Source organism: Myxococcus sp. AB036A, assembly GCF_006547355.1.
Taxonomy (GTDB): domain Bacteria; phylum Myxococcota; class Myxococcia; order Myxococcales; family Myxococcaceae; genus Myxococcus; species Myxococcus virescens.
Genome location: NZ_VHLC01000075.1, coordinates 20,772 through 44,148, shown reverse-complemented (window position 1 = coordinate 44,148; position 23,377 = coordinate 20,772). Strand labels below are relative to the sequence as shown.

The 23,377-nt window shown below is 69.2% G+C and carries 23 protein-coding genes; 10 read left to right on the top strand and 13 right to left on the bottom strand.

What is annotated here, in order from left to right:
• Positions 1–377: 377 nt before the first annotated feature.
• The 3 genes from FL344_RS26565 to FL344_RS26555 all read left to right on the top strand — a co-directional run bounded on the left by FL344_RS26565 (position 378) and on the right by FL344_RS26555 (position 2,818).
• Complete coding sequence (locus FL344_RS26565) at positions 378–1,640, top strand: multidrug effflux MFS transporter (protein ID WP_141620486.1); 1,263 nt, start codon at positions 378–380, stop codon at positions 1,638–1,640.
• Entirely contained in the window at positions 1,637–2,416 is a 780-nt protein-coding gene (locus FL344_RS26560) for an alpha/beta fold hydrolase (protein ID WP_141620485.1), read from the top strand. Before FL344_RS26565 ends, FL344_RS26560 begins: the two co-directional genes overlap by 4 nt.
• Positions 2,417–2,518: 102 nt before the next feature.
• Entirely contained in the window at positions 2,519–2,818 is a 300-nt protein-coding gene (locus tag FL344_RS26555; protein ID WP_141620484.1) for a hypothetical protein, read from the top strand.
• An 88-nt stretch (positions 2,819–2,906) separates the two neighbouring features.
• Here FL344_RS26555 and FL344_RS26550 read toward each other — a convergent pair whose 3' ends face one another.
• On the bottom strand, positions 2,907–5,738 hold the full coding sequence (locus FL344_RS26550; protein WP_228565389.1) for a pitrilysin family protein: 2,832 nt from the start codon (positions 5,736–5,738) through the stop codon (positions 2,907–2,909).
• 298 nt (positions 5,739–6,036) lie between these two features.
• On the opposite strand from FL344_RS26550, the gene sppA reads away from it, so the two are divergent.
• Positions 6,037–7,827, top strand: a complete 1,791-nt coding sequence (gene sppA, locus FL344_RS26545; RefSeq protein ID WP_228565388.1) for a signal peptide peptidase SppA — start codon at positions 6,037–6,039, stop codon at positions 7,825–7,827.
• 85 nt (positions 7,828–7,912) lie between these two features.
• On the opposite strand, the gene FL344_RS26540 is transcribed toward sppA, so the two are convergent.
• Positions 7,913–8,506, bottom strand: coding sequence for a cysteine dioxygenase family protein (locus FL344_RS26540; RefSeq protein WP_141620481.1), 594 nt, complete (start codon positions 8,504–8,506; stop codon positions 7,913–7,915).
• Between the two features lie 294 nt (positions 8,507–8,800).
• On the opposite strand from FL344_RS26540, the gene FL344_RS26535 reads away from it, so the two are divergent.
• From FL344_RS26535 to FL344_RS26520, 4 genes are all read left to right on the top strand, one after another.
• Positions 8,801–10,042, top strand: coding sequence for a general secretion pathway protein GspE (locus tag FL344_RS26535; RefSeq protein WP_141620480.1), 1,242 nt, complete (start codon positions 8,801–8,803; stop codon positions 10,040–10,042).
• A gap of 162 nt (positions 10,043–10,204) precedes the next feature.
• Positions 10,205–10,531, top strand: coding sequence for a helix-turn-helix transcriptional regulator (locus tag FL344_RS26530; protein WP_011557403.1), 327 nt, complete (start codon positions 10,205–10,207; stop codon positions 10,529–10,531).
• Entirely contained in the window at positions 10,528–10,968 is a 441-nt protein-coding gene (locus FL344_RS26525) for an SRPBCC domain-containing protein (RefSeq protein ID WP_141620479.1), read from the top strand. Before FL344_RS26530 ends, FL344_RS26525 begins: the two co-directional genes overlap by 4 nt.
• Before the next feature lie 17 nt (positions 10,969–10,985).
• The gene (locus tag FL344_RS26520) at positions 10,986–11,372 is read left to right on the top strand and encodes a DoxX family protein (RefSeq protein WP_011557406.1); all 387 of its coding nucleotides are present in this window, start codon (positions 10,986–10,988) and stop codon (positions 11,370–11,372) included.
• 60 nt (positions 11,373–11,432) lie between these two features.
• Here FL344_RS26520 and FL344_RS26515 read toward each other — a convergent pair whose 3' ends face one another.
• The 8 genes from FL344_RS26515 to rpmH all read right to left on the bottom strand — a co-directional run bounded on the left by FL344_RS26515 (position 11,433) and on the right by rpmH (position 17,208).
• Positions 11,433–12,038 (bottom strand): Uma2 family endonuclease, encoded by a 606-nt coding sequence (locus FL344_RS26515; RefSeq protein WP_043612096.1) that lies wholly within the window; start codon positions 12,036–12,038, stop codon positions 11,433–11,435.
• A gap of 76 nt (positions 12,039–12,114) precedes the next feature.
• Positions 12,115–13,443, bottom strand: a complete 1,329-nt coding sequence (mnmE, locus tag FL344_RS26510; RefSeq protein WP_141620478.1) for a tRNA uridine-5-carboxymethylaminomethyl(34) synthesis GTPase MnmE — start codon at positions 13,441–13,443, stop codon at positions 12,115–12,117.
• A gap of 49 nt (positions 13,444–13,492) precedes the next feature.
• Positions 13,493–13,720 carry a hypothetical protein gene (locus FL344_RS26505; protein WP_141588584.1) on the bottom strand — a complete coding sequence of 76 codons (228 nt, stop codon included), beginning with the start codon at positions 13,718–13,720 and terminating at the stop codon, positions 13,493–13,495.
• Positions 13,721–13,768: 48 nt separating this feature from the next.
• Positions 13,769–14,548, bottom strand: coding sequence for a hypothetical protein (locus FL344_RS26500; RefSeq protein WP_141588585.1), 780 nt, complete (start codon positions 14,546–14,548; stop codon positions 13,769–13,771).
• Positions 14,545–16,356 (bottom strand): membrane protein insertase YidC, encoded by a 1,812-nt coding sequence (yidC, locus tag FL344_RS26495; RefSeq protein WP_141620477.1) that lies wholly within the window; start codon positions 16,354–16,356, stop codon positions 14,545–14,547. The genes FL344_RS26500 and yidC overlap by 4 nt, the downstream gene beginning before the upstream one ends.
• A gap of 49 nt (positions 16,357–16,405) precedes the next feature.
• The gene (gene yidD / locus FL344_RS26490; protein WP_011557412.1) at positions 16,406–16,624 is read right to left on the bottom strand and encodes a membrane protein insertion efficiency factor YidD; all 219 of its coding nucleotides are present in this window, start codon (positions 16,622–16,624) and stop codon (positions 16,406–16,408) included.
• The gene (gene rnpA / locus FL344_RS26485; protein WP_141588587.1) at positions 16,621–17,043 is read right to left on the bottom strand and encodes a ribonuclease P protein component; all 423 of its coding nucleotides are present in this window, start codon (positions 17,041–17,043) and stop codon (positions 16,621–16,623) included. The genes yidD and rnpA overlap by 4 nt, the downstream gene beginning before the upstream one ends.
• Positions 17,044–17,055: 12 nt before the next feature.
• Complete coding sequence (gene rpmH / locus FL344_RS26480; RefSeq protein WP_002637840.1) at positions 17,056–17,208, bottom strand: 50S ribosomal protein L34; 153 nt, start codon at positions 17,206–17,208, stop codon at positions 17,056–17,058.
• Between the two features lie 650 nt (positions 17,209–17,858).
• On the opposite strand from rpmH, the gene dnaA reads away from it, so the two are divergent.
• Positions 17,859–19,211 carry a chromosomal replication initiator protein DnaA gene (gene dnaA / locus FL344_RS26475; RefSeq protein WP_141588588.1) on the top strand — a complete coding sequence of 451 codons (1,353 nt, stop codon included), beginning with the start codon at positions 17,859–17,861 and terminating at the stop codon, positions 19,209–19,211.
• A 106-nt stretch (positions 19,212–19,317) separates the two neighbouring features.
• Complete coding sequence (locus FL344_RS26470) at positions 19,318–21,192, top strand: HEAT repeat domain-containing protein (protein ID WP_228565387.1); 1,875 nt, start codon at positions 19,318–19,320, stop codon at positions 21,190–21,192.
• 132 nt (positions 21,193–21,324) lie between these two features.
• Here the strand turns inward: FL344_RS26470 and FL344_RS26465 are convergent, their stop codons facing one another.
• The 3 genes from FL344_RS26465 to FL344_RS26455 all read right to left on the bottom strand — a co-directional run bounded on the left by FL344_RS26465 (position 21,325) and on the right by FL344_RS26455 (position 23,269).
• Complete coding sequence (locus FL344_RS26465; protein ID WP_228565386.1) at positions 21,325–21,759, bottom strand: CBS domain-containing protein; 435 nt, start codon at positions 21,757–21,759, stop codon at positions 21,325–21,327.
• Positions 21,760–21,780: 21 nt separating this feature from the next.
• A complete protein-coding gene (locus FL344_RS26460; RefSeq protein WP_194858220.1) occupies positions 21,781–22,263 on the bottom strand; it encodes a DUF2267 domain-containing protein in 483 nt (160 codons plus the stop codon).
• A 142-nt stretch (positions 22,264–22,405) separates the two neighbouring features.
• A complete protein-coding gene (locus FL344_RS26455; RefSeq protein WP_141620474.1) occupies positions 22,406–23,269 on the bottom strand; it encodes a hypothetical protein in 864 nt (287 codons plus the stop codon).
• Positions 23,270–23,377 lie beyond the last annotated feature (108 nt).

The window sequence follows — 23,377 nt, the reverse complement described above, 5'->3', positions numbered from 1 at the left end:
CCCCACGCTGGCGCGGCCCCTGGCCCCCATGGCCCTGGCACCGCGCTTTTCCCCCGCGCGCGACGTCACATCTCCGCCGCGCGCGGGGGAATCGGGTGTCGCGTACACGGGTAGGTGGACTCGCTCCGTGCGGTGAGGGCGCAGTGGCGAAATCAAGCTCGGGCCGCCAGGGCCCGACACCTTCGTGTGCGCGACGGGAAAAGGAATAACCCGGGGGTCTGACATGCCAGTGGCCGCCCACGAGGCTGCTCGCCGGTGGTGTGTACAGCCATGGCGTTCCCTTCCAGCAACCGTGCTTCTGGGCGCGCGGCACATTCACGGTGCGGAGGCGGGGAGCCGGTTATTCGCCGGGGCTCGGCCCTCGGCCCAGGGAGTCCATGACCACGCCTTCGACCCAGTCCACTGAGAAGGGCACACTCGGCCTCGAGTTGCTGCTGGGAACGCTGACCGCGTTCGCACCGCTCTCCATCGACATGTATCTGCCGGCGCTGCCGCGCATCGCGGAGGACCTGCAATCCACCGCGCCCGCCATCCAGCTCACGCTCGCGTCGTGCTTCGCGGGATTGGCGCTGGGCCAGCTCTTCACGGGTCCGCTCATCGACCGCTTCGGGCGCACGCGTCCGCTCTACGCGGGCCTGGCGCTGTACGTCCTGGGCTCGCTCGGCTGCGCGCTGGCACCGTCGGCGTCCATGCTGGTGGCCATGCGCTTCGTGCAGGCGCTCGGTGGCTCGGTGGCATTGGTCGTTCCACGCGCCGTGGTGCGCGACTTGTGGTCCGGCGCCAACGCCGCGCGGACGATGTCGCGGCTGATGCTGGTCATGGGCGTGGCGCCCATCCTCGCGCCGCTGCTGGGCGGAATGGTGCTCCAGTACTCGGGATGGCGGGCCATCTTCGTGGTGCTGGCGGCGGTGGGCGCGGTGGCGCTGGCCTTCGTGCTGAAGTCGCTGCCGGAGACGGCGCCGCCGCACGTGGCTTCGCAGACGATGCGCTCCCGGCTGGGCGCATTGATGAAGGACCCGGACTTCGTGGGCCCCGCACTGGCCGGAGGCTTCGCGCAGGCGGGCATGTTCGCGTACATCGCGGGCTCGCCGTTCGTGTTCATCTCGCTGTATGGCATTCCGGAGGAGCACTTCGGCTGGTTCTTCGGCGTCAATGCGATGGGGTTGATTGCGGTGGCGCAGCTCAACCGCAAGCTGGTGACACACCTGCCGCTGCACCGGCTGCTGCGTCTGGCATTGAGCCTGTGCGTCGTCGCGGCGGTGGCCGTGCTGGCGGTGGCGTGGACCGGCTTCATGGGCCTGTGGGGCATCGCCGTCACGCTGTTCTTCTTCGTGTCGGCCATGGGCCTGGTGGGACCCAACGCGGCTGCGATTGCGCTGGAGCGGCATGCCACGCGCGCGGGCATGGCGTCGGCCGCGCTGGGCGCGCTCCAGTTCACCGCGGCGGCCGGCGCGTCGTGGGCCGTGAGCACGTTCAACAATGGCACCGCGATGCCCATGGCCGGGGTCATGGTCGCCATGGCATTGCTTGCGTGGCTCGCCGCGTTCTTCGGGCTCCGGGCGCGCACGCGCCAGCAGGAGGCAGGGGAGGGCGTCCAAGCGCACGGGCCGCGAATCGTGTCATCGTCCTCCGCGCCATGACTTCCACCTCGCGCACCGTCCAGGGCCCCACGGGCCAGCTCGCAGTCACCGACACTGGCAATGGGGACCTCCCCGTCGTCTTCGTCCACAGCAACGCCTCCCGGCGTGAGCAATGGGCCGCGCAGCAAGCACATTTGAAGCAGCGCTCCGTGTCGTTCGACCTGCGTGGCATGGGCGACTCGGCGCTCGACGCCCAGGGCCGCTACGGCGCCGAGGACATGGCCCATGACATCCACGCGGTGGCCACGGCCCTGGACCTGGAGCGCTTCGTCCTGGTGGGCCACAGCTTCGGCGGCTACGTCGCGGCGGAGTACGCTCGTGGCTGGCCCGAACGGCTTGCCGGGCTCGTCATCGTGGATGCCGCGGGGACGATGCCGCCGCTTCCGCTCGAACAGCTCCAAGGCTTCCACGAAGGCACACGTCCCGAGTCCTACCGCGCCTTCATGGACGCATGGTTCACCCCCATCCTCCAGAACGCGAAGCCACACACGCACGAGTCGGTGATGCGCTGGCTGCATGCCACGCCGCGCGAGGTGGTGGTCGGCGCGCTGGAGAGCATGCTCACGTTCAATTCGGACCGTGTGCTGGAACGCTACAAGGGCCCGCTCCAAACGCTCGTCGTGGATGCCTTCATCCAGCCCAATGCCTACCATCTCCTGTACCCGGGCACGCCGCACACCGTGTTCTCGGGTGTCAGCCATTGGCTGATGATGGATGCACCGGAGCGATTCAACGCCGCGCTGGATGCGTTCCTCGCCACACTCTCTCCGCGTTGAAGGGGAGGGGAGGGCGCGTCACACACGGGGTCGCCTCTCATGAATACCTCATCCCCATCCCTCTACGGCCCACGTGAGCTCGCTCAGGACCTCCGACGTCTCATGGCGCTGCCTGCCCAGACAAAGGCAGAGCAGCGCCTTTGGTACGACGAGGCGCAGAAGGTCCAGGACCGCATCAAGGCTTCTGAGGAACTGCTCGGCATCCCTCACTCCCTCTGGCACTTCTTCTCAGACGCGGACGTCAGAGCCAACGAGCCAAGCATCCGAGATGCGCAGTTCAAACAGGTGCGCGCCCACGTCGCCGTACTGGAAACCGGCGCCATCCCTCCAGATGACAGCAAGCAGGGCTCCTTTGGCGGCCTCTTCCACAGTCTCTGGCAAGCAGTGCGCGGCAAGGGTTGAAGCCATTCAGCCTCTCAATCAAAAGCCCCGCGGCGCCACAGGGGCACCGCGGGGCTTGATTCCCTCACAGGGGTGACGGACTACGGCGTCACGGCGCGGCCGGGACCTTCGCGGCGGGCGCGGCCTTCTTCTGCGCGGTGGCGAAGTCACCCGCGCGCACCTGCGTCACCTTCGTCCAGTCCAGGTGACGCTCCATGGCCTTGCGCACGTCCTCCGGCTTGAGCTGGGTCAGCTTCTGTTCCAGCGCCGCATCGAAGGCCAGCGTGCGGCCCAGGAACAGGTAGCTGGCGAGTTGCCGTGCGAGGCTGCCATCCTGCGCCCGCGCCGACTGCCGGTACTCCAGGATGCCCGCGCGCGCCTTCTGCAGCTCCTCCGCCGAGTAGCCCTTCTGCACCGCGCGAGTCACCTCTTCACGCATGGCCGTCTCCAGCCGGGCCGCGTTCTCCGGGGCGTAGATGGCATACGTGAAGAAGGTGCCCACCTCGTCGACGTCGCTCGCGTCCAGGCTGCTGGCCACGCCGTAGGAGAGGCCGTCCTGCTGACGGATGCGCGTGGCCAGCCGCGAGTTGAGGAAGCCGCCGCCCAGCACGAAGTTGCCCAGCACCAGCGCCGGCCAATCCTTGTCGTCCTTGCGGAGCTTCAACGACTGGCCCGCCATGTAGTACGCGTTGGCCTTGTCCGGCGTCTCCAGCGCGACGGACGCGGACGCACCGCCGCCGAGCACCTGCTGCACGCGCTGGTACGGCGCGGGGCTCTTCCAGTCGCCCAGCAGGGTGCCGGCGAGCGCCACGATGTCCTTGGGCTCGAAGTCACCCACCACGGCCAGCTCGCCATTCGACGCGCCGTAGAAGGCCTTGTGGAAGGCACGCGCCTGCTCCAGCGTGGTGTCCTTCACCCCGGCGATGCGCTCGTCCAGCGTGGCCACGTAGTAGGGGTGGCCCTTCGGGTAGTGGCCCGACAGCGAACGCCAGAAGGCGATGTTGCCCAGCGTCTGCGGCTCACTGCGCTCGGACTCCAGCGACGCCAGCCGCTCCTGCTTCAGGATGGCGAACTCCTTCTCGTCGAAGGCGGGCTCGCGCAGCACCTCGGCCACCAGCTTGAGGACTTCCGGCAGGCTCTCCCGCGGGCACTCGATGGAGGCGGAGGCCCCGGTGCTGCTGCCATCCACGCCCACGCGCGCCTTCAGCTTGTCGAACGCGTCCTGGAGCTGCTGCCGCGTGCGCTTCTTCGTGCCGCGCATCAGCATGCGTCCGGCGTACTGCGCCGCATCCGACTTGCCGCGCAGCGCCTCTTCCGTGCCCCAGCGCAGGGTGAGGGACACGTTCACCATGTTGCCGCGCGTCTTCTTCGGCAGCACCGCGTACTTCACGCCGCCCGGCAGCTCACCGCGCTGCACGCGCGACTCGATGTTGGCCGGCGACGGGTCGAAGGCCTCGCCCTGCGCCACGGCGTCACGGCCCTTGAAGCCCTCCATCATCTTCGCCACGTCCACTGGCGCCGGCAGCTCCGCGCGGTCCGGCTTCGGCGTCGGGATGAAGGTGCCCAGCGTCCGGTTGGAGGACTTGAGGTAGGCAGCCGCCACGCGCGTCACGTCCTCGGGCGTCACGGCCTCGATGCGGTCGCGGTGCAGGAAGAGCAGGCGCCAGTCACCGGTGGCCTCCCACTCCGACAGGTTGATGGCGACGCGCTCGGAGTTGTTGATGGTGAGGTCGATGTACTTGGACAACGTGGCCTTGGCCCGGTTGACCTCTTCCTCGGTGAACGGCGTGCGGGACGCGTCCTCCACCGTCTTCAGCAGCGCCTCGCGGGCCGCGGCCACCGGTTGGTCGTCACGCATCTCCGCGCTGAAGACGATGATGCCCGGGTCGCGAAGCTGGAGGTTCGACGCGCTCACGCGCGAGGCCTTCTTCGTCTCCACCATCGACTTGTAGAGGCGCCCGGAGGGGTTGTTGCCCATGACCAGCGTCAGCACGTCGATGGCCGCGAAGTCGGGGTGCGCGCCTTCGGGCACGTGGTACAGGCTGGTGAGCAGCGCGGTGTCGCCCACGCGGCGCAGTTGCACCTCGCGCTCGCCGTCCTGCGTGGGCTCCGCGGTGTACGTGGCGGGCAGGGGCAGGCTGGGCTTCTTCAGCTTGCCGAAGGTGTCCTGAATCATCGACAGGGCCTTGGCCTCGTCGAAGCGGCCCGCCACCACCAGCATGGCGTTATCCGGCCGGTAGTACTTCCGGTAGAAGGCCTGGAGCCGGTCGATGGGGACGTTCTCCAAGTCGGAGCGCGCGCCGATGGTGGACTTGCCGTAGCTGTGCCAGATGTACGCGGCGCTCATCACGCGCTCGAAGAGGATGCCGCGCGGGTCGTTCTCACCGGACTCGAACTCGTTGCGGACGACGGTCATCTCGCTGTCGAGGTCCTTCTTCGCGATGAAGCTGTTGACCATGCGGTCGGCTTCGAAGGACAGGGCCCAGCGGAGGTTGGCGTCGGAGGCCGGCAGCGTCTCGTAGTAGTTGGTGCGGTCCAGCCAGGTGGTGCCGTTGGGCCGGGCGCCGCGCTCGGTGAGCGCCTGGGGCACGTTGCGCGTGGTGGGCGTGCCCTTGAACATCAGGTGCTCCAGCAGATGGGCCATGCCCGTCTCGCCGTAGCCTTCGTGCTTGCTGCCCACGAAGTACGTCACGTTGACCGTCACCGTGGGCTTGGTGGGGTCGGGGAAGAGGAGCACCTTCAGCCCGTTGGGCAGGCGGTACTCGGAGATGCCTTCCACGCTCGTCACGGGGGCGAGCACGCGGCCCTTCGCCTTGCTCTTCGTGACAACGGATTGGGTGGCGGGGGCCTTGTTGGCGGCGGCGGGAGTCTGGGCCCACACTGGAGTGCCGGCCACCATCATCAGGGCCGCCACCAGGGAGAGCGGGGTACGACGCTTCATGCGGTCCTCGCGGGTCGTCTGGGAGTGCACCGGCTTCTAACCCGAGATGTCCCCCAGCCCATCCCGAACGGTGGCACTCCGAGCAACCCGGCGTCGCCGACGTGACAGCCACGGCCCTCCGTGCCTCCTCCGCCGCTCGGCGAGGGCCTGTGGTGGCCATCCCCGGCCCGGCCGCGGGCGTACCGTCACGCAGGGAAAGCACGGGGACGCGCAAGCATCGTCGCCCGCGCGCGTTAGTAGTAAGCACCCCTTGCCAGGGCCGTACCCTGTCTCTCCCGGGCATCAGGAGTCCCTTCGGATGAAACGATTCTTCATCGGCGCGCTGGCCTTCGTGGGCGCGCTGTCTGTCCTCTTCGTGGTGGGCCTCGTGGGCCTGATGCTGCTCGCGTCCGCGAGCAAGCCCGGCGTGCCCTCCAACCTCGTGCTCGAGCTGGACCTGGAAGACCCGCTGTCGGAGCACGGGGGAGGGGACTCGCTGGTGGGGGCCTTTGGCGAGGAACCCACCACGGTGCGTGACGTGGTGGAGGCACTGGAGAAGGCCGGAGACGACGCGCGCGTGAAGTCCCTGCTGGTGCGCATCGGCCATCCGGGGACGCCGGCCGCCACGCAGGAGCTGCGCGACGCGGTGAAGGCCTTCCGCGCCAAGGGCAAGAAGGCGGTGGCGTACTCCGACACCTTCGGCGAGCTGGGCAACAGCACGCTGGGCTACTACCTGGCGTCCGCCTTCGACGAAATCTACATCCAGCCGTCGGGTGACGTGAACATCAACGGGCTCGCCTTCGAGCTGCCCTTCGCGCGCGAGGCCTTCACCAGGCTGGGCGTGACGCCGCGCTACTTCGCCCGCTACGAGTACAAGAACGCCATCAACTCCTACACGGAGCAGGACTTCACCGCGCCGCACCGCGAGGCCACCGAGGGCTTCACGAACAGCCTCTTCGGCCAGATTGTGCGCGGCATCGCCGAGGACCGCGGGCTGACGGAGGACGTCGTGCGCGGCCTCATCGACAAGGCGCCGCTGATGGCCCAGGAGGCGATGGAGGCGAAGCTGGTGACGGGCCTGCGCTACCGGGACGAGGTGCTCGGCGAACTGGAGGAGCAGGCCGGCGAGGGCGCGCGCTTTCTCTATGTGAAGAAGTACCTGGAGCGCGCTGGCAGGCCGAACGTGTCCGGCAACACCATTGCCCTGGTGTACGGCGTGGGCGAGGTGATGCGCGGGAAGAACCAGTCCAACCCGCTGTCGGGCGGACAGTCCATGGGCGCGGAGAGCGTCGCCGCGGCGCTGCGCAAGGCCACCGAGGACTCGCGCGTGAAGGCCATTGTCTTCCGCGTGGACAGTCCGGGCGGCAGCTACGTGGCCAGTGACACCGTCCGCCGCGAGGTGCAGCGCGCGAAGGAGGCGGGCAAGCCCGTCATCGTCACCATGGGCAGCTACGCCGCCAGCGGTGGCTACTTCGTCGCCATGGAGGCGGACCGCATCGTCGCGCATCCGGGCACGCTCACCGGCAGCATCGGCGTGTACGCGGGCAAGTTCGTCACGGCGGGCTTCTGGGAGAAGCTGGGGGTGAACTTCGACAGCGTGGCCGCGGGGAAGAACGCGGAGATGTTTGGCTCGGACGCGGACTACACGCCGGAGCAGCAGGCCCGCCTGGCCGCGTCGCTGGACCGCATCTACGCGGACTTCACGACGCGCGCGGCGGCCAGCCGGAAGCTCCCGCTGGAGAAGCTGCAATCGCTGGCCAAGGGCCGCGTGTGGACGGGCGAGGACGCCCTGGCGCACGGACTGGTGGATGCGCTGGGCGGCTACCCGAAGGCGCTCGAGCTGGCGAAGGAGGCCGCGAAGCTGCCGGCCGACGCCCGCGTCAACGTGGAGGTGTACCCGCGCAAGAAGCCCGCGTCCGCGCTCCTCTCCGAGCTGCTGGGCCAGACGGGTGACAACAGCGAGGACGACGCCACCTCCATCAGCGTCCTGTCCCCCTGGACCACCCTGGTGGCGGGCGTGCGCCAGGTGTACGCCGTGGGCACTCGCATGGGCCTCTTCGAGGGCACGCGCGGCGAGCTCTACGCCCCCATGCCCGAAGCGAGCTGGTAGCGCGTCCTCCCAGGACGCGGTCGCGTGGCACCGGGACGCTTCGGTGCCACGCCGCGCTGCTCACAGCGTCAGGCCCCTGGGCGGCTCAGAGTGGGACCGAGGATGCCGGCGCTTCCGGCAACCGGGCCAGCGGGCGGCCGAACACGGAGTGGTAGCGCAGCTCCCTGGAGACACAGCGCTGCCGCCGCGTGTCGAAGACGAGGCACCGGTCCACCGGCCCCGCGTAGACGTGCAGTGAGACGGCGGGGCCTCTCGCCGCGGTGACGCGGTGGATGGGGGCCTCCGGGCAGCGGAAGTCGACGAAGCCCGAGCCCACGGGCCCCACCATGACGGGAGGCCCCAGCCGGGCCGGCCCCGGTCCCAGGCCCCCGGCTTCCAGGGGGTAGTTCTCCAGCACGAAGGCCCCGGACTGGACGCTGAACCAGCACTCCTGCCCATCATGGTCGTGGATGGGGGAGAAGGTGCCCGCGTCCCAGCAGTTCAGCAGCACCTCCAACCTGGCATCCCGGTAGATGAGGTTGCGCGTGTAGCGCCCTCGCCGGAAGTGCAGGTAGGGCTGGAGGCTGGCCGGCTCCAGCACCAGGCCCGCCAGGCCGTCTCCCACGCCCTCCAGGCCCGGCATCCCGCCCGCCTTCTCCCGAAGGAGCTCCACCCATTCGCCCAGACGCATGGCGTTCATGGAAGTGAAGCTAGGCAACGCTCCGACAGGGTGCTCTCCGGCTTGTCGGGCGGAGGATGGCTCAATGCGTCACAACGCACTTGAGGGCAGGCCGTCCATCGAGTACCAGACGCCCGCCTCGGCGCGGGGACCGGAGCCCGGTCCCCGCCTTGCACGTGGCGCGGCGACAGAAGCGTCTGTCGCCCGCCGGGAAGCTCCCCGGCGAATGGACGCGTAGAAGACATTGTGACCTTCCCGGACTCGGGCTGCCCCAGGGGGCTGGCGGCCAGGGGGGAAGGCGTGAGGGGGGACGAGATGAAGAAGCGACTGGGTGACATCCTGCTGGAGCGGGGTGTGGTGGACGCGTTGCAGCTCCACTCGGCGCTGGCGTACCAGCGCAAGTGGGGCGTGCCTTTGGGGCAGGTGGTGGTGGACCAGCGCTTCAGCACCGCGCAGCAGGTGTTGGAGGCCCTGGCCTTCCAGGCGGGGATGCAGACGGTGGACCTGGACATCCAGCCGCCGGACGCGAGCCTGACCTGGCTGATTCCGGAGCGCGTGGCGGAGACCCACCGGGTGGTGCCGCTGAAGCTGGAAGGGCAGGGGGGCCGGGACTCGGTGTTGGTGGTGGCCATCGCCGCCCCCGCCAGTCTGGCGTCCCTGGACGCGGTGAAGAGCGTGTCCGGCAAGCCCCGCGTGGTGGCGAAGCTGGCGTCGGATGCGTCCATCCGCCGGGCCATCGGACAGCTCTACCGGGGTGAAACCGGTGAGGCGGTGCCCCGGCGCCCCGGCATGGAGAGCTTCTCGCTGCCGGAGGCGGACGAGAGCATGCCCATGGTGCTCGGCGGCAGCATGGCGGAGCTGACGAACATGGAGGCGCCTGGCGGTGAGGATGGGCTGCCGCTGCTGAGCTCGCTGGAGGAGGTGGTCGTCCAGGCGCAGGCGGTGCCTGCGGAGATGAGGCGACTGGTACAGGCCATCCGCGCCATGCCCGAGCCGCTGGCCGCTGACGCGCAGCCGCTGCCCCTGGAGGCAGGGCGCTCCGAACAGGCCGCGACGCCTGCCACGACGGAGGGCTTGCACCTGGCGCATGTCTCGCGGCCTGGGTCCCCGAAGGCGCCGTTCTCCGCGCGCGCCATGCAGCGCACGGCCGGAACGCGGGACCACGTCTCCTCCGCGTTGCCCGTGCTCACGGCCGCGCAGCCGGTGCCCATGGCTCAGGTCCTGGTGTACGGCTGGGGTGAGGAGGCCACCACCGGGCTGGTGCGCGTGATGTCCGAGGCGGGCCTGCGGGCTCAGGTCGCAAGCACGAAGGAGCTGCTCGCGGCGAACGCGGCCCAGGTCGTGGTAGCGCCGCTGCCGGCGATGGAGGCGCTGCCGCGTCCGGTCCACGCGCAGGTCCTGGTCGCCGGCAAGATGCCGGAACAGGACCTGCCTCGCGCCCAGGCAGTGGGGGCCCGCGGCTTCCTCGCCGCTCCGGTGGATCCGGATCTCCTCCTGCGCGCGGTGCGCCGGCTGGCGCGCCCCGCTGGTGACGCGGACCTCAAGCGCGCCAGCTGAAGGTCCCGAAGAACCACGACAACAGCAAGTCGAAGCGAGGCGCCGAGGCCGCGGCGCTCCGCTACTCGCTCATCGAGACGGCACACCTGCGCGGTGAAGAGCCGGGCCACGACATTCCGCCGCTTGACACGTAAGCATCTTCTTACGCATTATCGGTACACGATGATGCACACCGAGCCAGGGGTGTTCGGAGCGATCAGCCATCCGGCGCGGCGCCGCATGCTCGACCTGCTGGTCGATGGCGACCGCCCGGTGAACTCCATCGCCGAGAACTTCGAGATGAGCCGCCCGGCGGTGTCACAGCACCTGCGCGTGCTGCTCGATGCGGGCCTCGTCACCGAGCAACGGCACGGCAGGGAACGGCGGTACCGCCTCGTACCGGAGCGACTGGAGCCGGTACGCGACTGGATCGCTCACTACGAGCGGTTCTGGGACGACAACTTCGCCCGCCTGCGGCGGCACCTTGAGAAAGGCGACAAGCAGCAATGACGACAAAGACAATCCGACGGGAGCTGAAGTTCACCCAGTCGCCCGCCGTCGTGTGGCGCGCGCTCGCGACCAGCGAGGCGCTCGCTGACTGGATGTACCCGAACGACTTCGAGCCGCGCGTCGGGCATCGCTTCACCTTCCGCGTGCCTCCGGACCCTCGGGCCCGATTCGATGGACTCGTCGTGCACTGCGAGGTGCTCCAGTGCGCGCCTCCGTCCGAGCTCGAGTTCACGTGGGTCGTTGGCGAGGGCTGGCTGGATACCCGCGTCCGCTACCGGCTCGAAGCCGATGGCGATGGGACGCGCGTCCTCTTCGAGCACTCCGGCTTCAAGGAGGACCAGGCGTTCCACGGCGCCGAGTACGGCTGGAAGATGATGCACGGAAAGCTCGCCAAGGCACTCGAGAAGGCATCCAACAACCCGGCCCTCAAGGCCTGAACACCGAGCCCCCACCCATGAACATCGTCTTCTGGATTCTTCAGGCCGTCCTCGCGCTGCTGTTTCTCGCAGGCGGGTCGTACAAGGCATTCTCTTTCCAGCAGCTCGCGAGCCAGTTCAGCGAGGTCCCCCTCGGAGCATGGCGGGCACTCGGCTTCCTCGAGATGGCCGGTGGCGTGCTGCTCATCATCCCGGCGGCGTTCAAGTGGATGCCCAGCCTCACCGCGCACGCGGCCGCGGTGCTCACGTTCGAGACGTTCGCGCTCGCCGTGCTGTACGCGCGTCATTCGACGAAGCTGACGCCCGAGAACCCGATGCTCTGGTCGCTCGTGATGGGTGTGCTGCTCGCCTTCGTGACGTACGGCCGCTACGTCCTCAAGCCGGTGGTGGCAGCCGCCGCGTGACGCGATGACGGACGATGCCCGCGACATCGCCCGTGAGTTCAGCGCGGGCGCCGGCGCGCATCACGGAACAGCCACCAGCAGCGAGGGCTTCTCGGCGCCCTCGGGCAGCCACAGCGAGCCCAGCTCCAGCGTCGAGGACGGGAAGGGGTCGGCCCGCACCAGCGCGTCGTCCTCGTAGCTTCCCGTCAGGAGCCAGCCCCGCTTGACGCGCTGGTACACCTCCAGCGTGCGCGCGGCGGGGTCCACCAGCCACACGTGTGACACGCCCGCGCGCGCGTAGAGCGGCAGCTTGCGCGCGCGGTCCAACGCGGCGGTGGAGGGCGTCAGCACCTCGCAGACCCAGTCCGGCACCAGCGTGAGGAAGGGGACGTCCGGCTCGAAGGGGACGTCCACGCGCTCGCGGCGCCAGCCGGCCATGTCCGGCACGAGCATGTCGTGACCGAGGTGCAGCTCGGGCGCGCGCAGGAAGCACCAGCGGCCACTGCCGCCACGGCGCTTGTCGAGCTGCTCACCCAGCTCCACGCCCAACATGAAGGCCGCGCGCGTCTGCGCGGCCGTGGGACGAGGCGAGGCGACCAGCTCCTCGTCCAGAATCTCCCCCACCCAGCCCGAGGGCAGGGCCGAGAGCATCGAATGGTTCGCCAGGGGGATGATGCCTTCAATCACAGCGCCTCCGAGAATCACCGGTTGAGGCGGGCATTCTATGGAGCCGTCTGACACGTCCTCCGCTCGACGGAAGGCGTCATTTCCCGATGCAGAAGCGCTGGAAGATTGCGTCCAGCAAGGCCTCCGAAACGACGGTACCGGACACTTCGCCGAGCGCCTCCAGCGCGAGCCCCACTTCACCGGAGACGACTTCCAGGGTGGACACGCGCGAGGCACTCTCCGCGCGGCCCAGCGCCTCGGACGCGCGACGCAAGGCATCGGCGTGACGCTCGGAAACCAGGGCCACCGCCGAGGGCGTGCCACCGCCCCACAGCCGCCCGAGCATGTCGTCGCGAAGCGCGTCCACACCTTCACCCGTGAGGCCACTCACACGCTGGCGCGGCGAGCTGGATACCTCGGCCACATCACACTTCCCGTCCACCACCAGCACGGGCGTGCTCCCCACGTCACGCGTCCACGCCTCCACCTCCGCCTGCGTGACACCCGGCGGAAGCACGAGCACCGCCAGGTCCACGCCCGCGAGCAACTCCCGCGTTCGCGCGATGCCCAGCGCCTCGACACGTCCCGGCGTCTCCCGAAGCCCCGCGGTGTCGAAGAGCGTCACCGCCAGCCCGTCCCACTCGACCCGGGCCTCCAAGGCATCCCGCGTGGTGCCAGGCTCGTCATCCACCAGCGCGCGGGCCTCGCCCACCAGCCGGTTGAACAGCGTGGACTTGCCCGCGTTGACGGGACCGAACAGCGCCACGCGAGCACCCCTGCGCACCAGCCGCCCCCGGCCCGCCTCGGCCAGCAGCGCCTCCGCCTGGGCACGCAGCGCGGTGACACGCCCGCCCACGTCCTCGTCCGCGCCTTCCGCCTCGTCAGGGAAGCTGAGCACGCCCTCCATGTCCGCATGCAGCGCGCGCAGCGGCTCCTCCAGCGCCTGCACGCGCGAGGCGAGCACGCCGGAGAGCCCCGCCGCCGCGGCACGCACCGCGGCCTCCGAGTCCGCTGCCACCAGGTCCGCCACCGCCTCCGCGCGCGTCAGGTCCAACCGCCCGTTGAGGAAGGCCCGGCGGGTGAACTCACCGGGCGCGGCGTGGCGCACGCGCGCGTCCTCCAGCGCCCGCGTCAGGAGCAGCCGCAGCAGCCGCGGACTGCCGTGGGCCTGAAGCTCCACCACGTCCTCGCCCGTGAAGGACTGAGGCCCGCGGAAGTAGAGGAAGAGGCCCTCATCGAGCGAGCGGCCCTCCGCATCCACGAAGGACGCGAGGTACGCATGGCGCGGCGTGGGCTGCGCGGGCACACCCGGGGCCAGCAGCCGGCCCACATCCAGGGCCTCGGGGCCCGACAGCCGGAGGATGCCCACGGCGCCCGCGGCAGGTGCGGTCGCCAGGGCCGCGATGGTCATGGAAGAAGACGTCATACGCGGCCGCTGGAGCGCATCCAGCCTGAACAGCGCGGGCCCCGCTGCTTCAGCGGGCCCCAATGGGAGGCGTGGAGCCGCGAGCGGCCTTCTCCACGGCCTCGCGGTTCTCCTCGATGTACCGCTCCACGGCCTCGTCCTCGAGCTCCAGGTCCCGTAGGACGCCCGGGTAGACGAAGCGGAACGCGGGGGACTCCTCATCCCCGCGAAGGCGGAAGCTCATCTTGAGCACCGCCGCGCCGTACAGCTTGTCCTTGAGAGCTTTCGCCTTGCCCATCCCTCGTCTCGCTTCGGGAGCCCCGGCGCGCGCGGCGCGCCCAGCGGCTCACGCGTCGAAGTCGTCCTCGTCGTCGTCCGGCAGCATGCTCCGCTTGGGAAGCGGGGCGGGCTTGTCCGGAGTGAACACCACGCGGCGGTTTCGGCCCTCGCCCTCCGCCGACACCTTCACGCCACCCACTCCTTCTACTGACGTGAGGACGCGCGCGCGGTCTTCAAGCTTCATGGCGGCAATCGCGTAGAAGCGGCCCAGGCTGCCCGACTTCTCCGCGAGCTGTCTGACGGCCGCCTTCAGCGCGGCATCCTCTTCCACCGTCACCGAGCGCTCATCCCCCTCGCCCTTGCTGGCGGGAGCTGCCTTGGCGGCGGGCGCCTGCGCACCCCGCTGGCCTCCCTTTGCCGGAGCAGGCGCTGGCGCCTGGGCCGCCGCAGCACGGGGCGCGGCGGGGGCAGGGGCGGCCGGAGCCGCGGCTTGAGCCGCCGCGGCCTGGGGCTCACGGCGCTGCCGGGGCTCCGGGTGCACACCCGCACCCAGCATCACCCAGCGCCGGTCGGCGCCAGGGCGATGCAGCATCTTGTTCAACAGGAACTGGAGCGAGTCCACCACCTGACTGCGCCGTCCCACCTCCACGCCGGGAGGCGGTGCGGGCTCGAAGTGGAGCGCCACCGACAGGCTGCCGTCGGCGGCGTCCTTCATGTCCAGCCGCGCCGGGAAGCCCATCAGCCCGAGGATGTCTCCGAGGAGCTTCTCCACACGGCCCCGGAACTCTCCGGCCGAATCGCCGGAGGCCGGGGTGGACGGCGTCTGCTGGGGAACCTGCTCGCTCACTTGCGTCTGCCTCCCGCACCGGCCACCGCCGGCGTCCCACCGCCCGTCTGGGGCTTGTTCCGGTCCAGCCACTTCCGCAGGCCGTACTGCTGCGCGATGGAGAGGATGTTGTTCGTGAAGATGTAGAGCGACAGGCCGGCCGGGTACTGGAGCAGCGTCAGCGTGAAGATGATGGGCAGGAACCAGGTCATGATCTTCGCCTGGGTCGCATCCATCATCTGCGGCTGCATCTTCTGGGTGATGACCATGGACACGCCCAGCGCCAGCGGCAACAGGTACGTGGGGTCCTTGTAGGTCAGGTCACGCCAGATGGGCCCGATGAAGGGCTCGCCGTAGATGTCGAAGCTGTTGCGAAGCGCGGTGAACAGGGCAATCCACACCGGCATCTGGATGAGGAGGGGGAGACACCCGCCCAGCGGGTTCACCTTGGCCTCCTGGTACAGCTTCATGATTTCGAGGTTCTGCTGCTCGCGGTTGTCCGCGTGCTTCTTGCGGATCTCCTCCATGCGAGGCTGGAGCTTCTTCACCTCTTCCATGCTGACCATGGAGCGATAGGTGAGGGGCAGCAGGACGAGCTTCACCACCACCGTGAGCAGGATGATGGCCACGCCCCAGTTGCCGGTGATGCCGTAGAAGAACTTCATGACCCACAGCAGGACCTTGCAGATGACGGCCCAGATGCCGAAGTCCACCGTCTCCGCCAGCGGCGGGTGGAACGTCGCGTCCGTCAGGCCGGTGGACGCGCGCAGCGAGGCGCCGGGCACCTGGGCCAGCAGGTCCGTATCCTTGGGACCGAAGTAGCCGCCGAAGCGCAGCGTCACCGTCTCGCCCGGCGCGGCCGTAATCGGGAAGGACGCCGTCACCTTGCGCAGGGTGGGCGTGGCCTCGAAGGAGCACGAGCCGGCGCGCGGCCCCTCCAGCGGGTAGAGCGCGGACAGGAAGTACTGCTGGTCGATGCCGAAGAACTGAATCTGGCCGCGGGTCTCCTCGGCGTCCGGGTGGTCGTCGCCCGGGCTCATCTTCTGGAGCTCGTCACCCACCCAGCAGGCGGAGCGGCTCAGGTTGCCCACGCCGCCGAAGAAGGACGGCGCGTGCTCGAAGTTGGGGTCGATGGCGCGGTTGTGGTGCACCTGCAGCTCGCCGCTCTGCGGCTGGCCGGAGGTGTTGCGCACCTGGAGCGTGTAGCTCAGCTCGAACCCGTCCATGGGCCACTTGACCGTCTTCACGACCTCCCACGGGCCGCGGCGGCCCGTGAAGGTGACGCCGTCCGCGTTGCCGGGGGCGCCTTCATCCAGGGCGTAGTTCAGGTCCGCGGGCAGCGGGTTGGCGCCGGTGATGGACACGGCCAGGGGCAGCGGCTGGCCCGGGGTGGGGCGCGCCAGGTCCATCTGCGGCGCGGGGGGAATCTCCTTGCCGAACAGCTTCTGGAAGCCCTGGGAGACGGTGAGCTCCTGCTGCTCCCGCATCTTCGCGCCCTTGAGCACGGCGGCGGTGAGGCCGGCGCCCTCGGAGGAGAAGGCGTAGGTGGCCTCGTCGCGCTGCAGCTCCACCTTGCGCGCCGGAGGCGGCGGGGCCTCCGCGGTGGCGCCCGTCCCGGTGCCGCCTTCGGGAGGCTGGACGGCCGGGGGGGTGCCGGCATCGGCGGGCGCGGTGGCCACCACGCCCGCGTCGGGGACTTCCGAGCCGGGCGGAGGCGGAGTGGGCGCGAAGAAGAAGGTGTAGACGGCAGTGGCCGCGAACGAGAGGGCCAGGGCCGCCAGCAGTCGCTTCTGCGAATCGTTCGACTGGGGCGAGAGCGGATCGTTCATAGACTCCCCCCTCCACGAGGGAGAGGGCGGCAATGGGTGGAACCCCTCGTCACGGCACCGGGTCGATACCGCCGGGGTGGAAGGGCTGGCAGCGCACGAGCCGCCAGAGAGTGAGCCACGACCCCTTGAGGCCGCCGTGCTTCTCCAGCGCCTCCATGGCGTACGTGGAGCAGGAGGGATGGAACCGGCACACCTTGGGGAGCAGCGGTCCGAGGAACTTCCGGTAGAAGCGGATGGGCAGCGAGATGACGAAGGCCAGGGGGCTCATCTGGGCGGCTCCTTCGGCTTCGTCTCCGCGGCGCGGGGCAGTCGCTGCAGCTTACGGGTGACACCGTCAAAGGCACGCGACAACGCCGGAAAGGAAGCATCCTTCGCGGAGGAGCGTGCCACCAGGACGACGTCCAGGCCTGACGGCCATTGCATGCGGCGCTTCCGAAAAAGCTCCCGCAAGACGCGCCTCAAGCGCGCTCGGACGACGGCGTTGCCCACCTTGCTCGACACGGTCAGGCCAACACGTGAGTACGGTCGGCCATTGCGCTTCACGAGGGCCAGGAGGCAGTCCGAAGGGACTTTGTGCCCGCCTTCCTGGACCTCGAGGAACTCGCGCCGTTGAAGCAGGCGCAGGGCCTTGGGGAAGCGCTGGTCTGCCGGGCGGGACTGGCCCGGCGTCGCACCCTCGGCCCTCACACGCGAACTCGCTTACTTCTTGGGAGCGGACACGACGAGCCGCTTGCGACCCTTCGCACGACGGCGCTTGAGGACATCCCGGCCGCCCTTCGTGGCGTTCCGCTTGCGGAACCCGTGGGCGCGATTGCGGCGGACCTTCGACGGCTGGTACGTGCGCTTGGACACGGCTCTTACTCCTTGGTGATGACGGCGGCGCCTCCTACCGCTCCGGCGCGACCTGAACTAGGGAAAGGGGCGGGTCCGTACCCCCATTTCCAGGGTAAGTCAACGTTGGATCACCTTCGCCCACTCTGGAAACCCCATTGGCCCGGCGGAAAGCCCGGAGCCAGGTGGGACAGTGAAGGTCTGGGTGATACAGGAAGCAGGATGCTCCCCGCCCAACGCACGGCGGGGGCACTTTAATCGCGGACAGCGAATGCGTCTGGTTTCCGAGCGCTTTTTCCTGGCTAGGCAAGCGAGTTCACGCTGTCGCGGGTGAATCTGGTGGTGGTGGGCCCCTGACGCGAGCCTCCTGGTTGCCGAACGCGTGGCACCTGCTGCCCATGGCCACACCTCGCCGAACCCCCGCGCAAAAGCCGGACGCTTTGCAGGACGGACTCTCAGTCAAGCCGGATTGATCCATCCCCCAGTGCTTGGGGTGGGGGCCGGGAGGATCCACAACCCTCCTGGGTTGGCACGTTCCTGGTGGATCCGCTCCGTCCGGAAAACCCCTCGTGGCCACGGTGGTTTTGGCCGGTTGCTTGATCCACCTGGAACCGTCTGTTAGCACCGCCGAACGCCCGTCGTTCCCCTGCTTTTGCACGTTTGAGACACGCGTGAACGCCCTCGCCCAAGCCGCTACCCCCCTCCCAAGTGCTGGAATTCTCTGGGCTCGGATGCTGGATGCCATCCGCCAGGAGAAGTTCGACTACGCGCTGAGATGGCTGGAGCGGATGCGCCCGCTGGAGGTGCGTGACGGCGCCCTGGTGATGGGCGTTCCGGACCGCTTCTTCCGCGACTGGGTGGATGACCACTACCGCCCCATGCTGGATGTCCAGCTCGCGCGGATGGGGGAGGGCCTGACCTCCATCGCCTATGAGGTCGTGGAGGGCCTGGAGCCGGACCCGCATTTCCCACCCACACCCTCAGTCAAGGCGAGCGCCACGCGCCCGGGCCGGCTGAACGCGCGCTTCACCTTCGACACCTTCGTGGTGGCGGACAGCAACCAGCTCCCGGCCGCCGCGGCGCAGGCCGTGGCCGACAAGCCGGGCCACCACTACAACCCGCTCTACATCTACGGCGGCACGGGCCTGGGCAAGACGCACCTGCTCCAGGCAGTGGGCAACCTCATCTGGGAGCGGGATCCATCCCAGCGCGTGGTGTTCCTCTCCAGCGAGCAGTTCACCAACGAGTACGTGGAGAGCGTCCGCGAGCACCGCATGGGGGACTTCCGCCGGAAGTTCCGTGAGGAGTGCGACGTGCTCCTCCTCGACGACATCCAGTTCCTCGGCAAGCGTGAGGAGACGCAGAAGGAGTTCTTCTACACCTTCAACACGCTCTACGAGATGAACAAGGCCATCGTCCTCACCAGCGACACCGTGCCCGCGGAGATTCCGGGCCTGGAGGACCGGCTGCGCAGCCGCTTCGCCATGGGGCTGATGACGGACATCCGCGAGCCCACCTACGAGACGCGGGTGGCCATCCTCCAGAAGAAGGCCGTGGCCGAAGGTCTGGACCTGCCGGACTCGGTGGCGCACTTCATCGCCAAGCACATCCAGAAGAACGTGCGCGAGCTGGAAGGCGCGCTGGTGAAGCTGTCCGCGGTGCACAGCCTGACGCGCCAGCCAGTGACGGAGGAATTCGCGTCCCAGGTGCTGCGCGACATCCTCCCCGCTCACAGCGCGGTGGACGTGGAGGCCATCCAGCGCGAGGTGGCCCGCTTCTACAAAGTCACGGTGGAGTCGCTGAAGGAAGACCGCCGGCACAAGGCCCTGGCCCATGCACGCCAGGTGGCCATGTACCTCAGCCGCAAGCTGACGAAGAGCTCCTTCCCGGAAATCGCCGCGCGCTTCAGCAAGGACCACTCCACCGTCATCTCCGCGGTGCGCAAGGTGGAAGGTCTCCGCGTGACGGATGCCACCGTGCAGCGTGAGTTGGCGGAGCTGGAATTGAAGCTCGGCAATCCCTGAAACGGCCGTGCCTTTGTTTCATGTCGGGCGCCACGCGCCCGCGTGAAACGGGCCGTGTCCGGCTCACGCGCAACCAGGATTGACGCTCGGGCGCGTATGCGGGGGCGTGAGCCCGCGCCTGAAGAGCCTGGTCCTGCTGCTCGCCGTGCTCACGGCCGCCGCGCTGTGGCGTGCGGGCCAGGAGACACAGACGCCGGCTTCTCCTGAGACACCGCCGGCTGTCTCACACGCCTTGGACGATGAAGCCCCCACACCGGCTCCCGAGGAAATCCTTCCGGGCGTGAAGGGGCGGGAGCGGGTGCTCGTCGTGGGCCACCGGCTTCGTTACACGTTCGACCTGGACCTCCGGACCCACACGGACCTTTCGGCTGGCGCGCGGGAGTCCCTGCACACCGGATGGAGCGGCCTGTTCGAACTCACCTACCTGGGCGCGGAGGGTGAACAGCACCTGTTCTCCGGCCACCTCGTGCCCACGCGGGTGGCCATGGACTCCGGTGAGACGCTGGCGCCCGGTGACGCAGCGCTGCAGGCGCTCCGGGGCATGTTCGAGCGGCCGGTGTACGTGGGCCAGGACGTGCGGGGCCAGGTGATGGCCGTGCACTTCGATGCGGCGCAGGACGCGTCTGCGCGGCGGCTCGTGCGCCTGCTGCTCGCGTCGACGCAGTTCGTGGCGGAGGACGGCCCCCGCTGGCGCACCGAGGAGCCGGACTCGCGCGGTGACGTCGAAGCCGTGTACCGCGCGGGTGGCAGCGCGAACACCTACGTGAAGACGAAGCGGCGCTACCTGCGCGCGGGCTCGGCGGTGCTCCCACGGCTGCAAGGGCACCTGGACTTCACCCTGTTCTCGAATGGGTGCGTGAAGGAGGCCACGGGCTCGGAGGTGGTGGAGCTGGGCGGCGCCGGCACAGGGTTCCCACGCATCCGCGAGGAGACGCGGGTCGCGTTGACCCACGTGGGCGCGGACTACCTGCTTTCGTCGCTGAGGCCGTTTGACGCCGTGCGGGCGACGTTGCGGTCGGAGCGGCTCACGGATTCGGCAGGCATGGAGGGGGCTTCGCTGGAGGCGCGGGACAGGCAGCTCGTGAAGGGGGCGAAGCTGGATGACTTGCTGCGGTCGCTAGCGAAGCGCGAGGGCCTGGCTACGGCTCGGCTGCGACTGACGGCCCTGTTCCGACAGAATCTGGCGGAAGTCGAACGAGCCGTGGCGCTGATTCATCAGGGCGCCGCGGACACGGTGCGCTCCGAGCAGATGCTGGAGGCGCTGGCCAGCGCGGGGACACCAGAGGCGCAGCGGGCGCTGGTGTCCGTGTTGGAGGGGGAACGGGTCCGGCCGAAGACCCGGGCCCACGCGGCACGGGCCGTGGGACGGATGGAACGGCCTTCGCTGCTGCTCGGTGATGCGCTGGAGCGCGTGGTGGATGGGACGCGGGACGCGGGGGTGAGGAACGCGGCGGCGCTGTCGATGGGGGCACTGTCGAAGGCGTTGGAGGTGGCGGAGCCGGGCCGGAGCCAGGCGCTGGTGGAGGGACTCGTGAGGCGCTGCCGCACGGGTACTTTGGAGCCCGAGGTCTGTCTGGATGCCCTGGCCCGGGCTGGGGCTCCGGTGGGATTGGCCTACGTGAAGTCGGCGCTCGTGCATCCGGAGGCGGCTGTGCGGGGTGCGGCGACGGAGGCACTGAGCGCCATCCCTGGCGCGGCGGTGGATGCCCTGCTGGACCAGGTGATGCTCGACGACCCGAGCCCGCGGGTTCGCGCGCTCGCGGTGAAGGCTGTCTCTCAGCGGGTCGTCGGCGCCCACATGGAAGCGCTGGCTCGGGTGCTGCGCGCCGAGCGAAGTGAGCGCGTCCGCATCGAAGTGGTGCGGCTGCTGGGCCAGTCGCAAGCCGTGGAAGCTCCCGCCGCGGCCCTGCTTCGCGATGTGGCCACGAACGATGGGTCCTCGAACGTACGCGCCTTGGCGGCGTCACTGCTCCGCGAGTAGGGCGGGGTGCCGGGCGGATGAGTTCGCCCGGCATCCATTCCACTTCGAAGCGTTACGCGTCCTTGCGGCGACGCCCCATGACGACCCGCATCAGTCCCACGAGCATCCACGGGAGCAGTGCGGAGGGCACGCTCAGTGCGCAGCGGGGGGAGGGGCCTCGGAGATGCTCTCCAGGGTCTCTCCGACGTCCTCCTCCGCCAGCGCCTCCAGCAAGTCGCCCATCGCGACAATCCCCACCAGCTTCTTGTCCCGGTCGAGCGCGAGGATGCGGCGGACCTTCTTCTCCTTCATCTTCTCCGCCACCACGGAGATGTCCTCGTCATCGAAGGCGTATTCGAGCTGCTCCGTCATCGCCTCCGCCACCGTCGTGCTGTTGGGGTCCTTTCCCTGGGACACCGCACGCACCACGATGTCGCGGTCGGTGATGATGCCCATCAACCGGTCACCATCACACACGGGCAGCGGGCCCACGCTCAGCTCGCGCATCTTCAGCGCGGCGTCCTTCAATGAATCCTTCGCGTTGATGACCGTGGGGTCCTTCGTCATCACGTCTTGTACCTTCCGCATCACACGGCTCCTTCCTTGGGTTCAGGCCTCGGGTACCCACAGCGAGCGCAGGTCCGCGGGGAGCTGGCCCATGACGTCGTCGGCCTCGCCCTCGCTGATGTGATTTCGCACCGTGACGAACACGGCCCGGGCCAGGCGTTCAGCCTCGTTGGGCGTGGTGTCGAGTTCCTCGGCCACCATGGCGAGGAACTGCTCAAGCTTGTACTTCCGAGCGACCTTGCCCTCGTGCCGAGGACACCGCTTCAGCATGTCCTTCACCTTCCGCGGAAGCTGGGCCTCCAGGTGCTTCGCCTCGGTGTCCATGAGGCGTTGCTCCAGCAGGCACAGCACGGACTGCGCGGCCTTCTCCGCCAGGTCACGAACGACGCCCGCGTTCGCTTCGAGGTCCTTCAAGAAGGCCGTATAGGTCTGCGCCGCATGCGACTCGCTGCGCTGCTCCTTGAGGCTGGGCGTAGCGCCCCGGCCCTCCGCTGCCTCTCCCTGCTCCTCACGTATGTTCGCCATGACGGTGGCCTCCCCGGTGTCGGGCTTGGGTCTCTTCCGTGAGCGTGGGCACCCCACGTTCCCCAGGCACCGGCCGCCCCCCGCGCGCCGGGATGCCAGGGCGGGAAGCGAGCCATGCACTGGCGGCACCGTCTCGCCGCCGTCAGTCCACCGCGCCGCCGAGCAGCTCCACCAGCCGCTGCCCATGCAGCATGACCCCGAACGTCAGCGAGGCCAGCGCCAGGCCCATGGCGCCCAGCGCCTCCCAGCGCCTTCCGATGGGCGGCCGTGCCTCCGGGTCCACCCGCCGCAGCGCCACCGCGCCCAGGACGAGGGTCAGCATGGCCATGGCCATGGCCACGGCCATGAAGAGGAAGCCCAACACGAGCCCCACGCCGAGGAAGGACAGCAACGGCGTGAGCACGAGCAGGAGCAGCGAGCCCACGCCCAGGGACAACGCATGCCGTGCAAGGGGGTTGTTGACCCGCAGGTCCCACAGCCGGCGCAGCTCTCGCTCGGGGACCTCCAGGCGGAAGAAGAGACGGCTGCGCGTGTCGCGGAAGATGTTCACCGCGACCATCAGCGGAACGAAGAACACCAGCGCGGGCGCGCCCATCGACGGCGCGGTGAGCAGCATGGCCAGCAGCGGGACGGCCAGCAGGCCCAGGCGGGCCCAGCGCATGCCCAGGAAGAACGACAGGCCCACGCCCGCGCTGGCCAGACACGCCAGCGCGAGGCCGAATGTCCCCGCCATCAGCGCCCCCAGCGCCAGGAAGAGGAGCAGCTCCGTGACACCCACCACCAGCCAGGCGCTCGCATCCCGCCGTCCCCAGAGCTTGAGCCGGAAGGCCTCCAGGTAGTTCACCTCCGGACGCACCGCGCAGGCAGGGCAGTACATGCGGCCCATCACCCACGTCGTGCATTCGGTGCAGACGAAGCTGCCACAGCGCTGACAGGTGGCGCCCGCGAGCGCATCCGGATGGAGGGCGCAGCGGGGCAGGGCACCGGATGAGACTTCGGCGGACATGATTTCAGTCTCTCATGCTGACCAGGAACCAACATCCTGGCGCGCTGCGTCTTCCCGCCACCATTCCCTACCCACGTCACCGGACGTGCGTGCTAAGCGCGTCACGTG